General features: G+C 43.7%; 16 protein-coding genes. 8 read left to right on the top strand and 8 right to left on the bottom strand.

What is annotated here, in order from left to right; all coding sequences use genetic code 11:
• Positions 1–159: 159 nt before the first annotated feature.
• Together RSJ42_RS15015 and RSJ42_RS15010 are read right to left on the bottom strand one after the other, a co-directional pair.
• Positions 160–699 (bottom strand): metal-dependent hydrolase, encoded by a 540-nt coding sequence (locus tag RSJ42_RS15015; protein ID WP_410508070.1) that lies wholly within the window; start codon positions 697–699, stop codon positions 160–162.
• Between the two features lie 108 nt (positions 700–807).
• A complete protein-coding gene (locus tag RSJ42_RS15010; RefSeq protein ID WP_410508069.1) occupies positions 808–1,512 on the bottom strand; it encodes a (5-formylfuran-3-yl)methyl phosphate synthase in 705 nt (234 codons plus the stop codon).
• A 113-nt stretch (positions 1,513–1,625) separates the two neighbouring features.
• Here RSJ42_RS15010 and RSJ42_RS15005 point away from each other — a divergent pair, with 113 nt between their 5' ends.
• Together RSJ42_RS15005 and RSJ42_RS15000 are read left to right on the top strand one after the other, a co-directional pair.
• Complete coding sequence (locus tag RSJ42_RS15005) at positions 1,626–2,363, top strand: HisA/HisF-related TIM barrel protein (protein ID WP_410508068.1); 738 nt, start codon at positions 1,626–1,628, stop codon at positions 2,361–2,363.
• Between the two features lie 186 nt (positions 2,364–2,549).
• Entirely contained in the window at positions 2,550–2,822 is a 273-nt protein-coding gene (locus RSJ42_RS15000) for a hypothetical protein (protein WP_410508067.1), read from the top strand.
• 80 nt (positions 2,823–2,902) lie between these two features.
• On the opposite strand, the gene tmk is transcribed toward RSJ42_RS15000, so the two are convergent.
• On the bottom strand, positions 2,903–3,520 hold the full coding sequence (tmk, locus tag RSJ42_RS14995; protein WP_410508066.1) for a dTMP kinase: 618 nt from the start codon (positions 3,518–3,520) through the stop codon (positions 2,903–2,905).
• A 156-nt stretch (positions 3,521–3,676) separates the two neighbouring features.
• On the opposite strand from tmk, the gene RSJ42_RS14990 reads away from it, so the two are divergent.
• On the top strand, positions 3,677–4,339 hold the full coding sequence (locus RSJ42_RS14990; protein WP_410508065.1) for a DUF166 domain-containing protein: 663 nt from the start codon (positions 3,677–3,679) through the stop codon (positions 4,337–4,339).
• 80 nt (positions 4,340–4,419) lie between these two features.
• Positions 4,420–4,845 (top strand): DUF2111 domain-containing protein, encoded by a 426-nt coding sequence (locus tag RSJ42_RS14985; protein WP_410508064.1) that lies wholly within the window; start codon positions 4,420–4,422, stop codon positions 4,843–4,845.
• A 203-nt stretch (positions 4,846–5,048) separates the two neighbouring features.
• On the opposite strand, the gene RSJ42_RS14980 is transcribed toward RSJ42_RS14985, so the two are convergent.
• The gene (locus RSJ42_RS14980; protein WP_410510386.1) at positions 5,049–5,879 is read right to left on the bottom strand and encodes a F420-dependent methylenetetrahydromethanopterin dehydrogenase; all 831 of its coding nucleotides are present in this window, start codon (positions 5,877–5,879) and stop codon (positions 5,049–5,051) included.
• Between the two features lie 402 nt (positions 5,880–6,281).
• Here RSJ42_RS14980 and serB point away from each other — a divergent pair, with 402 nt between their 5' ends.
• Both serB and RSJ42_RS14970 read left to right on the top strand, forming a co-directional pair.
• Entirely contained in the window at positions 6,282–6,989 is a 708-nt protein-coding gene (serB, locus tag RSJ42_RS14975; protein ID WP_410508063.1) for a phosphoserine phosphatase SerB, read from the top strand.
• A 40-nt stretch (positions 6,990–7,029) separates the two neighbouring features.
• Positions 7,030–7,887 (top strand): coiled-coil protein, encoded by an 858-nt coding sequence (locus RSJ42_RS14970; protein WP_410508062.1) that lies wholly within the window; start codon positions 7,030–7,032, stop codon positions 7,885–7,887.
• A 457-nt stretch (positions 7,888–8,344) separates the two neighbouring features.
• Here the strand turns inward: RSJ42_RS14970 and RSJ42_RS14965 are convergent, their stop codons facing one another.
• The 4 genes from RSJ42_RS14965 to tgtA form a co-directional block, all read right to left on the bottom strand.
• Positions 8,345–9,484, bottom strand: coding sequence for a radical SAM protein (locus RSJ42_RS14965; protein ID WP_410508061.1), 1,140 nt, complete (start codon positions 9,482–9,484; stop codon positions 8,345–8,347).
• 165 nt (positions 9,485–9,649) lie between these two features.
• Positions 9,650–10,807: an NAD(P)/FAD-dependent oxidoreductase gene (locus tag RSJ42_RS14960; protein WP_410508060.1), complete on the bottom strand. Its 1,158-nt coding sequence runs from the start codon at positions 10,805–10,807 to the stop codon at positions 9,650–9,652.
• Positions 10,808–10,822: 15 nt separating this feature from the next.
• On the bottom strand, positions 10,823–11,764 hold the full coding sequence (locus RSJ42_RS14955; protein ID WP_410508059.1) for a UbiA prenyltransferase family protein: 942 nt from the start codon (positions 11,762–11,764) through the stop codon (positions 10,823–10,825).
• Between the two features lie 281 nt (positions 11,765–12,045).
• Entirely contained in the window at positions 12,046–13,533 is a 1,488-nt protein-coding gene (tgtA, locus tag RSJ42_RS14950; RefSeq protein ID WP_410508058.1) for a tRNA guanosine(15) transglycosylase TgtA, read from the bottom strand.
• 226 nt (positions 13,534–13,759) lie between these two features.
• Here tgtA and mntA point away from each other — a divergent pair, with 226 nt between their 5' ends.
• Both mntA and hepT read left to right on the top strand, forming a co-directional pair.
• On the top strand, positions 13,760–14,191 hold the full coding sequence (gene mntA, locus RSJ42_RS14945; protein WP_410508057.1) for a type VII toxin-antitoxin system MntA family adenylyltransferase antitoxin: 432 nt from the start codon (positions 13,760–13,762) through the stop codon (positions 14,189–14,191).
• Positions 14,188–14,610 (top strand): type VII toxin-antitoxin system HepT family RNase toxin, encoded by a 423-nt coding sequence (gene hepT, locus RSJ42_RS14940; RefSeq protein WP_410508056.1) that lies wholly within the window; start codon positions 14,188–14,190, stop codon positions 14,608–14,610. The genes mntA and hepT overlap by 4 nt, the downstream gene beginning before the upstream one ends.
• Positions 14,611–14,796 lie beyond the last annotated feature (186 nt).

Genomic DNA, 14,796 nt, shown 5'->3' with positions numbered 1-14,796 from the left:
TTAAAGTGACATCGAGTTTTCATAAGGATTAGTTTTAATCCTTTTAATCCTTTTTATCCTTTTTTAGATTGTTTTTTTACAGCGTCAGGAAAGTTAATATGAGTGCTTATATTCAGGTGAATTGAAACAGGGTCTTTCAGGTTAAAAGAAGGTTTTTGGTCAGGATACGGTTCTGTGGTTTTCTTTCATTTTTGACTTTATCTGGCTGCCCAGGAACAGGAGAATGATTACTAATCCTATTATTTCCGGGATAAATACTCCTGAATAAGCCGGGTCGTATGAACGATTCAGGATTCCCATGAAGTATTCAATAAAACTTCCGGAAAATGTATCCCTTGGAAATTCCCATCCAAGAAATGGCCAGAAAAGGGCTGTGGGCGAGTTCCACATCTGGTCTTCAAGAACGTGACAGAAGGAAGCGCCTGCAATAATAAGAGGAGTTATCCAGCCTTTTTGCTGGAGTATATAATATGCAGCCAGCCCCAGGAAGATTGCAAAGATAAGGGTATGCGCAAATATCCTTCCGCTTCCTATGGTTTCGGCAAGGATTATCCTGCCAAGGGGTTTGTCAATAAAGTCCGGAAGGAGTGCTCCAAAAGCGATCCATTTCAGGTCTACCGGAATATTCTTTTCCGGAAACAAACGACTCAGTAAATAAAAGATCCCCAGGGTTATGCCTATATGACCGAAAATAAACATCAGATTAGAAAAGCGAATGACATATAATTATTTTTTGGCCGGCCTGCCTGAAAGACATGCCGGCACATATTTTTATGTTTTTATACTATCCTGAGGTTTGCTGGATTCTCAGGCCTGGCACTCAGCTACAAGCTTCTCTACGAGTTCCTGCCTGATTGCAGTTCTTCTGTCTCCGCCGCAAACCATACCGCGGACACCAATTATATCTGGCCCTATTTTTTCCAGTACAGGGAGATCCTCAAATTTCAGGGAGCCGGCAATCGCATTCTCAAGCCCGTACCTGTGAGCAAGATCTGTAAATTCTTTCAGTTCCTTTTCATCCATGAATTCAAAGGTGGATTTCCCATCCTTTATACCCGTATCTACCATTACCACATCTGCCCCTGCTTCTGCGGCAATTGCGGGGAGCAAAAAAGGAGATATCGAATTAATGCGTTTATAATCCGAATAACCTGAGGCAACAACCTTTTTTGATGGGTCATAATCCTTTACGGCCCGTGTAATCTTTGTGAGCAGCTCAAGGGCCTGTTCTTCAGTCTGGATATCGAAAAGACCTACCTTTATATAATCTGCTCCTGCTGCGGCTGCGCCAAGTGCTGCAAGGGCGGCAGTTCCGGGTTTGTAGTTAAAATCCCCAATTGTTGCGCTTATTGGCTGCCTGCCGTTCACAACCGCTTTAACTTCTCTGATAACCCAGGGGAAATTGGCTCCAAGTGAACCTTCTTTTGGGTTTTTGACATCTACAATGTCCGCGCCGCCTATAGAAGCGATTATCGCCTCCTCTCTGTCAATTGGACTCACAAGCAGTTTCATAGAAAGCCTCTAGTAAAGCATGAAGTTAAATGTTTGGAATGTATACTCTTCCCTTTTATACAATTAAGTTTATTTTATATTTTTTTATAGGATGATGCAATTATCGAATAAGTATGTTCCGAGTAGTCTTCGTAATGGATATATTTAATCGTACCGTAGTTCTCGCAAAAGGCGGAATTAGGGAAAATTACCGCCCGGTTTCGGATTCAAGTTCGGTATGTAAGACCTCAATTCCTCAGGAAATACTTGAACTTTTACGCCCTGGAGAAGTTTATATTGCTGATCTTAATGCGCTTCAAGGCAAAGGGCCTGTTGACACTAATGCAGAGATTATCCGGGAAATAAGTCTAAAAGCAAATACGATGCTTGATTTTGGAGCATCTTCTCTAAAGGATGTGGATAAAGCCCTTTCTATTGCAGGAACTGCAGTAATAGGTACGGAAACTGGCTCGCTTTCAGTAATCAGGGATGCAGCTTCTCGAAATCCGGAGCGTATCAGTGTCAGTATAGACGTCAAATATGGAAAGATTCTCAAACAGGATCCTGAGATCCCTGAAAATCCTTTTGAAATCGTAAAACTTCTTAATGATCTCCCATTAAAAGACCTGATTTTTCTTGACCTTGACAGAGTAGGCACAGCTTCAGGTTTTGACCCTGAGTTCCTCAGGAAACTGGCTAAGAGCTCAGTACACGATGTTCTGCTTGCAGGAGGGGTTAGAGGTATGGAAGACCTTTTAGCTCTTAATAGCCTCGGCATAAAAGGTGCTCTGGTGGCAACTGCAATCCACTCAGGTTCGGTCCCTCCTGAAGTAATGACACAGGGGTTTAAAAAGGCTAAGAATGATACGTGAATGCACAGGAGATCTTTTACTCCTTCGTTATGCCTCTGGTATAATAATGTATTGAGCATCTTATATAACGTTACAAACATTATCCAATTATCAGATTTATATCAAATTATCAGATTTGTATCAAATTATCAGATTTGTATCGAATTATCAGATTTTACCATAATACAAACAATTTGAGGTTACAGCATGGCAGCAAGAAAAGAAACTGAAGAAAACATTGAAGAGCCAGTAGAAGAAAGCACAGGAGTAAGCGATGGAGACGGTTATGTGGAGATTAAGATGGGGGGTGGCTGGTATATGACCATCTCTCTTGCTCATAGCGACCGTTTCGAAAAGGAATATGTAGAGTTAGCAAAAGAACGCGGTGGCATGAAAAAGTCCCGTTTTAATCTCAATCCAGCTCACGTCCGGATGCTTGGAGAGGCCCTCATTAAGTTTGCTGATGATAACGGACTCTAACGAATTTTTTATTTTTTTATTTTTTATCATTCTTAACTCTAATTCCTGCACATCTAACTTTCCGGTTACCGGTATTTTGCTCAATCATGCCGAATAAACTCGAGAATTTTCTGCACGACTTTTTTCTCGATATCTTCTCGGGAACGGGATGCGTCGATTATCACAAAACGTTCCGGCTCATCCGAAGCGAAGCTGAGGAAGTTTTCTCTGACCTTTTTCAAAAACTCTATTTTTTCAAACTTTGTCTGTTCTCCTCGTTTTCCGCAGCGATCAACTGCGATCTCAGGTTCAATGTCGAAAAGAAAAGTAAGGTCCGGAACAACGGTCCATTCTGAATGCAAATTTTTTACCCATTCAAGAGGGTTTTCAAACCGGTTTTTCAGAGTTATTCCCTGGTAAGCATAGCGGCTGTCTGAATAACGGTCAGAAATTACGGTTTTACCCTTTTCAAGTGACGGTTTCACAAGTTTTGCCAGATGCTCTGCATGGTCAGCTGTAAAAAGGAATAATTCGGCAAGCTGGTCGGTTTCAGACTGTATGGCATTTTCTACGGCATTTCCGGTAAGTGTGCCTCTGGTTGGCTCTCTGGTAAAAATCGGATCAAAATTACAAATATCAGGGTTTTCCTGAAGTTTTTTTGCAATCGTACTTTTGCCTGAACCATCAATGCCCTCAAGTGTAATCAGTTTGCCTTTCATGAAGACCGCCTTATTATTTTTTTCTTAACAGGTTCTATTGAAACGCTCTATCTATATTTATAGTCTATAGAGGCCCGGGATAACTGGCAGGTCAGGGCAGAAGTTCAGGATAAAATGAGTATCTATTTATGTAAACATTAAAAATAACTTAAAGTAATGACAGTAATAGGAGTTATCACACGGGGCAAGTACGGGCACCGCCTTATTGAAAGCGTAAAGGAACACAGTGATTTTTCAGTTGTAACTGCCGATCTGCCTGAGTTCGTGCCCTTATTCATCGAAGAGCCTGATGAATTCCTGGAGAGCCTTAATTTCGACAGGAATGTTTTTTCTGCCGATATTCTGGTAACTTATTCTCTGCACCCTGACCTGACTTCAGCAATTGCAAAACTTGCAGCAGAAGCAGGTGTCAAATCTTTGATTGTCCCGGGAGGCCCATCCAGGGCATCAGTTCCTGAATTGAAAAAGATTTCCGAAGCCTCAGGGATGGACGTTGAGGTTGATGAGATTTGCTGCACCCTCGAGCCCAACGCCTTCAACCGGCCTTTTGCTGAGATTTTTGGGTCCCCCGTTCTTAAGGTCAGGACTGAGAATGGAAAAATAGCCGAAGTTAAGGTCATAAAAGGCGCTCCCTGCGGAAGTACGTGGCATATGGCAAAGGAGATCGTCGGGGTGCCTGTAAAAGATGCTCCCCCTAAAGCCGGATTATTAATCCAGCATTATCCCTGCAGGGCTGCAAGGGGGGACCTTGGAGGTATTCACGAGTCTGGAGAAATGCACAAACAGGCGCTAATAAAAGCCCTTGAGAATGAAGAGTGATTATATATTCTTTGGAAAAAATATACTCTAAATATGGCAGAAAAATAGGGTTAATTTTTTATTTATAATATTCCTGTTTTTTGCCTGTACCGGTTGCCAGATATCCATATGGGGGTGAAACCATTATTTCCCTATCTATCTCAGAAGACTCCGGGCCTGAAGACCTTGAGTCATTAGCGGTTGCAATACATTCTTTAACGGGTCTTCCTACAACCATAAGAAGCCTGAAAAGGAGAGGGCTTAGACTGGAAAAGGGAAAAGTCCTTGATAGAGATTATACAGGCCCTGTACTCGAAGAGGTATTAAAGACCAACAAAGTTGCCCATGAGGTTCCAGCAGAAGGCGTGTATCGTGGAAAACATGTGGTAGTTGCTCCTATTCGGTCAAAGGACGGGAGAATCGTTGCAGCTGTAGGAATTGTCGACCTTCTGGCTACAATCGATCTTTCATGTGTATTTCTGGAATACACCTCAGTGCTGGAGGAAGTTGAAGATTCAAAGAAATGATGCAGAAGAGGTTACAAGAGTAACACTTCAAGAGTAACAATTAAAAAGATAATTTTGTAATGAAAAAGCTAACAAACAATGCATTTTGCTAGAAGGTTTTGTCCCTCCCTTTTTTAAAGGTCTGAGAGGGACATTTTTCCAGCCCCTCCAGCCTTTATTTAGATCCAGGGATGTTTTAGAGCTGGAAACAACCTTTCCAGCATTTACTCTGGTTTTTCGTATAATCTGACCTTTTTCAACAGGGCTCCATTTTTTGCGTGGGGCTGCCTGAAGACTGTGTCATTGGATTTCTCTATTTCTCTTGCCTGAGCTGCTAGCAGGGCTGCGGCTCCCATGATCTCATGCCCGGCTGCTGCTGTAAGGCATATCTGATCGATTTCCTTTAACATGAAGCATGCGGGGAAGTTAACCTGTGCCACTTTCTCAGCCATGTGAAGTGCAGCGAGAGCTTTTGCCTTTGCATAAGGGTTTGCAAAGCCTGCATGTTCAACGCATTTCTCAGGTTTTGCGAAAATGTGTGGAAGTTCCAGGCTCTTTCCAGATTTTCCAGATGCGGCCTGCTCTGTTACTTTGTCGAGCTCTTCCTGGATAAGTCTTACAACGCCACAGATAGAAAGCACTTTCATAGCATCGGAGTTAAAGGATGCCATCTCGACGGAGTCAAGAAACTCTCTTTTTGCTCCTATGAGAGGATCTACCGGGAGGATAATGTATCCGAAGCCTTCCTGTTCTAAAGCTTCACGAGCTTCCTTTTTCGTAGGACCGTCGGAGACTATGATGCAGGGTACGTCCTTCCAGATTTCGCGGGCTGCGGTAGGACCTGGAGCTGCTGCGTTTGGACTGATAATCACTACAAAGTCAGCATTCCACTGCTTGAAGCTTTCAGTGTCTGCGGCATCGGCAGGAGCCATCTTGGCACCTGTACCGAACACTCTTACAGTAATTCCTTCTCGCGCTGCAATTTCATCCTGGATCAGGTTGATAACCTGGCTCATTCCCAGGTTGCCCATTTTTATAAAGCCTATGTTGACCATTTTTTTCAAAATCCTGTGTTGACCTTTTTCTTCAATAGTGGAATTCCTAAAGGGTTTATAATCCTTTTGGCAATCTTCCTCCCTTATCACCTTTATTTTATATATATCTGTCTTATTTATAATCATTATTCGATATATATCATAAGTCCGCCGAAAAGCTTAAAAGGGATGTGATTTATTTCAGTCAAAAACGTTGACATCAATGCTGTTGTTTTGTGGTTTTATTTTCGCGAAACCCGCATTATAATTTGAAAACTTATCCGTTGGTGGGCTTTTAATGTCAGGGCAAATGTGTTATATCAGGCTGTGGGGGTACCTCTAAAAACGGTACTTAAAACGGCATGCCCTTCTCGGGAATTATCCCGCTATATCTATCTATATTCAGGTCCAGGTTTTGATTGAGTGAACTGTCCTATAAACGATTCTACTGAAAACAAACTCATAGTTTTTGACATGGATAGCACCCTTATAGACGCTGAGACCATCGATGAGCTCGCCAGGGCTGCAGGTGTTGTAAGCAAAGTAGAGGAGATTACGAAGAGAGCGATGTATGGAGACCTCGATTTCGAGCAAGCGCTTGCAGAAAGGGTAAAACTTCTTGAGGGACTTTCTCTGGAGACTGCCCTTGATGCTGTAAATCAAATTGACCTCATGCCGGGAGCAGCCGAACTTGTCCTGTATGTCAAAAGTCGGGGTTATAAGACTGCTATGATTTCCGGCGGATTTACCTTAGCCGCTAACAGGGTAGGTCAAATGCTTGGTATCGATTTTGTCGTTTCTAACGAACTGCTTGTGGAAGACGGCTATCTCACAGGAGAAGTTGTCGGCCCTGTCACACAAAGCGATTCAAAAGCTAAAGTGTTCGAGGAACTGGCACAGCTCTACAATGTCAGGCCCGAACAATGTGTGGTTGTAGGGGACGGCGCTAATGATGCCTGTATTTTTGAGATAGCAGGTTTTGCTATAGCTTTCAATCCAAAGCCCATCCTTAGGGAGTATGCGGACGTGGTCATAACAGTAAAAGATCTGAGAGCCGTAATCCCTGTTCTTGAATCTCTTTCTTATCAATGTTGTAATCAGGCACAGCATGTCGACATCGAACACTACTAAAATGCCAGCTCTTTTGCTGGACCGGGAGGCACAATAAGAGATGCTAAAGGAATTGCAGAAAAAAAGATCAGATTTGAAAGACATTTCTGAAGAATCCAAAGAAAAAAGGAACACTTTAAACGCTGAAGCCAGCGCTCTCGCCGCAAAGCGCAACGACCTCAACAAGAAGACGAAAGACCTTATCAACGAAGCCCAGGAATTAAAAGTTCTGAGGGACGAGATAAATGAAAAGGTCAGCGAATACAAGAACAAGCGCGATGAGACCAACGCCAGAGCAAATGACCTGTTTGCAAAAGCAGATTCCATCAGGAAACAGAACAACCTTGGCGGGCCCTCAATCAAAGCCTTAAGGAAAGACATCGATCGCCTTGAATTCGCCCAGCAGACCGAAGTCCTGAGCACTACTAAGGAAAGAGAACTCGTTGGTAAGATCCAGCAGCTTCAGAAGCAGTACCAGGTTAAAAAAGTACAGCTTGAAAGCAACCTCGAACTGAAAAATATCCTGGATGAAGCCCAGAAAATCAGGGACGAAGCTTCAGTATTCCATGACGAACTTGCCGAGTATGCAAGGCAGGCGCAGGAATACCACGAGAAGATGATTGCAGCTTTCAAGGAAGCTGACAGGACCAGAGCAGAGTCAGATATTGCACACAGGGAATTCGTAAAAGCCCAGGAAGCAGCTGACGAACAGCACAAGGTTTTCATTAACGCCCAGAAAGAAATAAGGGATCTTGACAAAGAAATCTTCAAGCTTAAGAAGAAAGACAAAGACGGAAAGTCCCGCGTTGTCAAGTCCGAACTCCAGAAAGATGCCAAGTCCATCTTCGAGAAGTTCAAGGGCGGAGCAAAGCTTACCACTGAAGACCTGATGACACTTCAGAGGTCTGGTTTAGTCTAATCAATCTCATAATATGGATTCACCAGAATCTTTAATTTAATTGCATGTGAAAAAGTTACTTTCACATGCACTCATTTTTCTATTCTCAAAAAAACTGCAATTACCAGAGCAGTACTTTAATTTTCTGTACTTTATAAGTAGAGTAATTTTTCTATATTTTGTAAGTGTACTTTTTCGTTTCTCGTAGCTGGTGCTCCTGATTATCTATTGTACTCAGGCAGGCACATTCAATAGAAAAAAGAATTGTATGTTTTATTGTGTATTTGCTTCAAGATGTAAAGCCTGAAACTACTGAAACCTGGAGTTCAATTTATTTTTGATACTGAAGTTTACTTTTGATACTGAAGTTTACTCTCGTACTGAAGTTTACTCTCGTACCAAAGTTTACTCTCGTACTGAAGTTTACTCTCGTACTGAAGTTTACTCTCGTACTAAAGTTTACTTTTGATGCTGAAGTTCATTCCATAAGCTCCAGATATTTTTCCCTGAACTCCGGGTTCCTCATAAGGCAACATCTGGCATTATATGCGGGGTCGTCCCTGATTTTTTTCCAGGCATCCTTTACCCTGTCCCTGTGGACATTCCCGTAAGGAATAGGGATGCAGGCACAGGGCAGGATATTCCCTTCAGGCGTAATATGCAGCCATTTCCTGCCTGCCATACAGCCTGTGGTTCTCATAACCTGCGGAATCGGAAAAACTCTCGGGCCTTTTTTTTCGCGTACCTGATCTACAAAGTTATCGAATTTTCGCATATCTTTTGGGGTCATTATCTCGGAGGCGTGGTCCATCCACCTGCCTGTAGGCACTATTTCATAGAAAGAGAGCTCATGGGCTCCAAGGTCTGCTGCAAGGGTGTAAAGCTCATCAAGTTCATTGACATTATCCCTTGAGAGCACCACATACATGTTTACAAGCAATCCGGCTTCAAGCCCGTTTTTCACTGCTTCGACCGCGCTTTTGAATACTCCTTTCCTGCCCCTTACGTAATCGTGTTTTTCTTCATATGCGCTGTCAAAACTGACTGTAAGGGAGTACAGCCCTGCAGCTTTAAGGCTTCGCGCGCGTTCCCCGGTCAGCCCCACCCCGGAAGTAAACATGCCGGTAATGGCTTTTTCAGGGTCAACATAGCCTATCAGGGCTTCCAGGCCGGGATATGTAAGGGGCTCCCCGCCGTCAAAGATGATAAAGGTCGTGCCCATTTCGAGCACCTGGTCTATAATGTCTTCGACCGTCTCGGGTGCAAGCTTTGCCCTGTTCTTTGTATCAGGAAGAGCACAGTGAATGCAGTTGTTAGGGCAATCTTCGGTAATTGATATAGTTACCTGGTCTGGAATGTTTTTCCCGAGCATTGATGAAAGCTGGCTCTTTACAAGGCGGTCAAAACCAGTGCTCGGAATTGGTGGCATCCAGGTAGAATAGATCAAACGGTCAGCCTCTATGTTTGCAGGCTTTTCGCCGTCAAAAATTGAGATATTCGCTTTAAGGACCTTTTTCATCAGTGGAGATGCTGCTCCACCGGTTTTCATCGCCAAACATCCGTTTTCAACTTCGGCATAAACCCTGAAAAGGGGATTTTTGTAAAACTCGTACTGCATATTTTCCCTGCACCTGGATTTCTGGTGTCTTTCTTTTCTACGTTGTCAAATTCTATTTTCCAATTCTTCTTTTTTCAGCTCTTTTTAGTTATGTCCCTTTCAGCCTACCTTTGCTTCCAGTTTATCTTCCTGTTAGTTTATTTTCCTGCTAGTTTATTTTTCTGTTTATTTATTTCTCAGTAATGCCATATAATTCAGCATAGCTGAAGGTTTCTTCTTTAACATGAATATAAAAACCTGCATTGCCTGTTCAAAAGCGCTGCCGTGTATAAAGGAGAGATCTTCATTTTCAAATACCCTTACCATCTCATTGATTTCTTTATCCGACATCTTCCTGAGCGTCTCAAGCCCCATCCGGCCAATGTAATGCTCTACCTTAAATTCTTTTTCCCAGGTTTTCCGGTATTCCGAGAGAGCACCTTTTGAGATATCTCCTTTCTTTACAGCATCGGCTGACACATCTCCGCATATCTGGCCCGCTCTCATTGCATATCCTATTCCGGACTGACCGGCGGCTCCTCCTGCTACCATTATCCCATCAGTTATGTACTCTCCGGGCATGGTTACAATAGGGTCTCCTCCGGAAAGCCTTCTGACAACTTCTATTTCTTCGAGCCCTTTAAGCTTTTTGAAACGCTCTACCCAGGCATTCAGGTAAGGGGTCGCGTCCTTCCCGCACCTGCGCACATAAGCTCCTATGGCTGCATTATCGCCCCCCCTGGGCGCATATGTGGTCTTCCAGCCCGGAGCGTGATTTCCTACATAATACTCAAACATGTCAGGTTTGCCAAGCCCTGGCGCCCTGATTTCCAGTTCGGTTCCCCATGCGATATCTCCAGGGTATCTCATCGTTTTCAAACCCAGGAGAGATGCCATTTTCGAATTGATGCCGTCTGAGATGATTACAAGTTTCGACCTGAATCTTCCCGCCGAGGTGCTGACAGCAAATTCCCCTCCTTCTTTCCAGATATCTCTTGCTTCTATTCCTGTCCTCAGTTCAACTCCGGCATTCACTGCTTTTTCAGCATAAAACCGGTCAAACTTTGTTTTGTCAATTGAATAACCGGGAGTTTCCACTATCACCTCGCGCCCTTCAGGAGAGATGATCTTCATTCCTTTAAGGTAATGCACTACATAAGACGGGTCTGCTTTTTCTCCGCACCTGTCAAGCATCCCCTTAAAAAAAGAGTTTGCAGGATGTGGGGGATTGCCTATCTCTTCTTTTTTTTCGAGCAATAGAACATCTGCGCCTTTTTCACAGGCATTTCTGGCAGCCATGAGTCCCGCAGGAGATGCGCCTATTACAATAATATCCGCGTCCATTTTTTCCTACCTTTTTCACCAGAGAATAGAGGTATAAGATCCCAGATATATGCAGAACACAACGTCTATGATCATTGATCCAAACATTATTGCCCTGTAATTTGAGCCGTTAAGGAAAAGTGCCCCGCCTCTTTCAGGAGTGGGATGTTTAATAAAATCAAAGCACTGAGCAAGCATCCAGAGCCCTGAAGCAAGAGCCCCTGCGAAGAAAACAGGACCCAGCTGTGCTGACCAGCCAATGATAACAGAAGCAATGATCCCAACAATCCACCAGAACGTTACAAACCTGGCAGTAAAGGGAATCCCAAAGGTCACAGGCATCGTAGGGGCTCCTTTCAGCCTGTCCCCTTCTACATCCCTGGCAACGCCTCCAAGTGTAAAAGCCCAGTCACTAACGCACATCATGAGCCCGAAACATATTGCTGGGAGAGGAAGAATCACCCCGTCACTTCCTTTTAAGATTCCTGCAGGGTCGAATGCAAGCCATACTCCTATGGGTACGAGCCCGTAAGATATGCCCACAGGCAGGAAACTGAGGAAGGTGTTTCGCTTTGCAAAGATCGAATAAACGGTTATGGTTGCAGCCGCGATAAAGAGAACCATGAGAGATTCGGGGTTCAGGTAAAAAGCTGCAGCTCCTGCGATTACCAGAAGCAAGCCAGCATACATAAGCGCCGAGTTTTTCGAAACTCTTGATGAGGGGAGAGGTCTGCCCGGGAGATTGATAGTATCAATATCAATATCACAACAGTCATTGAAAACGTATGAACTGGTTATGGCCGCAAAGCCTCCGATTACGGCAATCAGGAAGGGAAGGAATTCGGGGAGCCCTCCGGTTGCCAGGTAGGATGCTAGAATTGCGCTTGAGGCCGGAAGAGTAAGGTCCATGTAGTAGAGCTCGGGCCTCAACAGCCGGAGGTAGGGACTGAGCTCCCCTATTCTTGCTGTAAGGGACAATCATTTCACCTGTGATTATTCGGTTTGTACGGAGTTTTCTGTATCGGAGTGTCGTGTTTCGGGATTTTTTATTTTAAGAGCTTGTTTGCAAATAGTCCTATAAAACTTTCGCATTTCAAAAAAGTTTCCTTTTCCTTTTTTACCGAAAGATTCTGCCAAAGCTGGGAAGTATAATTTGATAAGTAAAATTTGATAGATATGAAGGGCTGTTAGAGAAGAACTCTCAAATTTAGCTCCCTTCCAGTTTCAAAGAGACCGGTAGAAATCTGTTTCAATTCAGGTCACAGATTTTCACTTTGCTGTCTCTTGCCATCTTCCCTGTACACAAGCTTTGCCTTTTTTCCAACTTCTTCAATTAAAGGATGTTTAAACTCTTTTTCGCAGATAAAAGTAAATTCTGCTCCCGGGTTCAGGTCCATCAATCTAATCGTATTTGAGAGGGCTATGCTGAGAGCCTCGTAGTCAGGAAACTTCGAAACTTCGGCATTAAAAGGGTAGACCTCTTCCATCTCTGCAGGAAATGCTCCGAAAGGTGCTTTAAAAGTAAGAACCCGATCATAGTTCTTTTCTCCTTTGACCGGAGCCGTGCGTATAATTGCCGAACCTTCAATGCCGAACCTTTCAAGCCGCTTCCCGAAACGCAAAACTTCAGGTCTGGAAGCGGATTCGGGTCCGCAATAGAAAAATGTCCCTTTAGTTGCAGGGTCAAACTGCTCCAGCCAGGCAGAATGAGTATAGAGCCTTTTCAGCCCGTCAAGAAGTCTCGGATGGGCACGGCAGCGCTGTTCAACAAGTTCAAGCAGTTTTCCGTCTTTGATTGACTGTTTAATCAGACAGATTTCCGCAAAAGTTACATAGAGGTTGTGCCGCCCGAGAAGCTCTTCCTTATTCTTAGCCTTTCTTAATTCTTCGGCAGTATATCTGGAGCAGACAGGGCAGGAGCAGGGCAGGTAGTTCAGTTTTTCCAGATGGTATGTCCCGTTTGCAGTAATATAACGTCCATCCTTTGCATAAAGAGCATAAGCTGCCGAGTCAAAAAGGTCGCAGCCAAGAGCGACTGCAAGAGCAAACATCATAGGGTGCCCTGCCCCGAAGAGATGAACAGGTGAGGTTGGAGAAAGCCCCTTTTTGGATGCTGCAATCACGTCCACAAGTTCTGCATAACGGTAAGATTCCATTAGGGGCACCACTGCTCCCAATGGGTAAACTTCAAAATTTAGATCTCTGAGGTAAGATGCAGCCTTTTCCCTGAGTTCTGGATAGGTTGAACCCTGAACCGGTCCTGCGAGGAGCTGTTTGCTCTGGATGAATTTGCGGGCAGCCTCAAGGCGCTCTGCTGTAATTGTAAGCTCTTCTTCTGCTCTCTTAAAGTGAACGTCCGGAGGAGTCGGAATATCAAGGGGAACTATGATGTCGCTTCCTATTTTTTCCTGGAATCCGAGGATTTCCTCGTTTGTAACTTCCACTGACCCGTATACTGAAAGCTGGAAAGAACCCGAGTCCGTCATAATCGGGCCGTCAAATCCAAGAAGCCCGTGTAATCCCTTTTCAAGGGCGGCACTCCGCAGTTCTTCTTTCCGGTAAATAATGTAGGAATTTGTAATCAGAATCTCTGCCCCGAAACTTCTCATCTCCTTCGGGGAAATAAGCTGGATGTTCGGATTAATAACAGGCATTACTGTAGGGGTCTCGACTATCCCGTGGGGAGTCCTGAGTTTCCCTATCCTGCCGCCTGCGTCCTTATCTAGGATTTCAAATATTGCTGACATGCCGCGGTTATAGATGCCACTCAGATATATTTATCTTTGGGGTTGACGAGTTCATTAGAAAGCAATTCTCTCATTTTACTATCTTTTAAGAAGAAGCTATAAAACAAAGACTTCCTCCCAAGTTTTCCACAGCCTTAAAGGAAAATCCCTGAAAATTTGAAGCTTGCATAAATTATAAACAGAGGTAAGTATAAAGTCATAAGCGACCATCTCTATGCAACCCATTATGCCACAATCGGATCCTGAACAGCTTGAGCAAAAGCTAAAAGAGTTTTTCTCCGGATTTGAGAATGTTACATTAGCCTATCTTTTCGGCTCAACCGTTCGGGGGGAATCTAATTGCCTGAGTGACATAGATATTGCTGTGCTTCTTGATGATACTCTTTTACAAAATGAAAGTTTTGACCTGCAGCTTGAATTAATAAGTGAACTTACAGGGTTTCTTAAAACAAATAACGTAGACCTTGTGGTGCTCAACGATTCTCCTCTCCTTTTGACATATAATATTATACGCGATGGAATCATTTTAAAATCTGACGAACCCTTAAGGGTAAAGTTTGAGACTAAAATTATGTCCAGATATCTGGATGAAAGGTATCATATTGAAAGGCATGCAAAAGAAAGCCTTAAGAGGATAGCAAAGAGTGGGTTTCGATGATAAAAGAGATTAACTTCAAACTAGAGCAACTTGGAGAGTATGTCAGCGCCCTCAAAGAATATCAACAGTATGATCTGGAAGAGATAAGGAGCAATCATACTTTGAGGGGAGCAGTTGAAAGGTATATGGAAATCTCACTTGCCTGCATGATTGATATCTGCGAGATGGTCATTTCCAGTGAGAAACTGAGACGCCCGGACACTTATAGAGATGTTATTCTTGTACTTGGTGAGCATAATATCCTCCCGATGGAATTTGCCAGAAATTTAGCACCCGCGGCCGGCTTTCGAAATATACTTGTCCACATGTATGCTGATATCGACCTGGGAAAACTTTATTCGCATCTCCAAAATGATATCGATGATCTGGAACTTTTTGCTGAATATATTGCAAAATACCTGGTTTCTAAGTACGAATAATTCTGGTTGCGCCATCCGATTTCCGTCTCGCCCGAGTTCCGCCTCGGGAGGGCGGTGTCATTCCCAAGTTTGGCTTCGGGAGCACGAGGTCCTTTTCGCTCACTTCGCTCGCTCAAGAGGACTAATTTAGAATCTATGAAGTGAGCTTAAGCTCTAGCGAAATAAATTACAAATATCGTTGGCGCT

Source organism: Methanosarcina hadiensis (assembly GCF_046529725.1).
Taxonomy (GTDB): domain Archaea; phylum Halobacteriota; class Methanosarcinia; order Methanosarcinales; family Methanosarcinaceae; genus Methanosarcina; species Methanosarcina hadiensis.
This window is presented reverse-complemented; position numbering and strand designations above follow the sequence as displayed.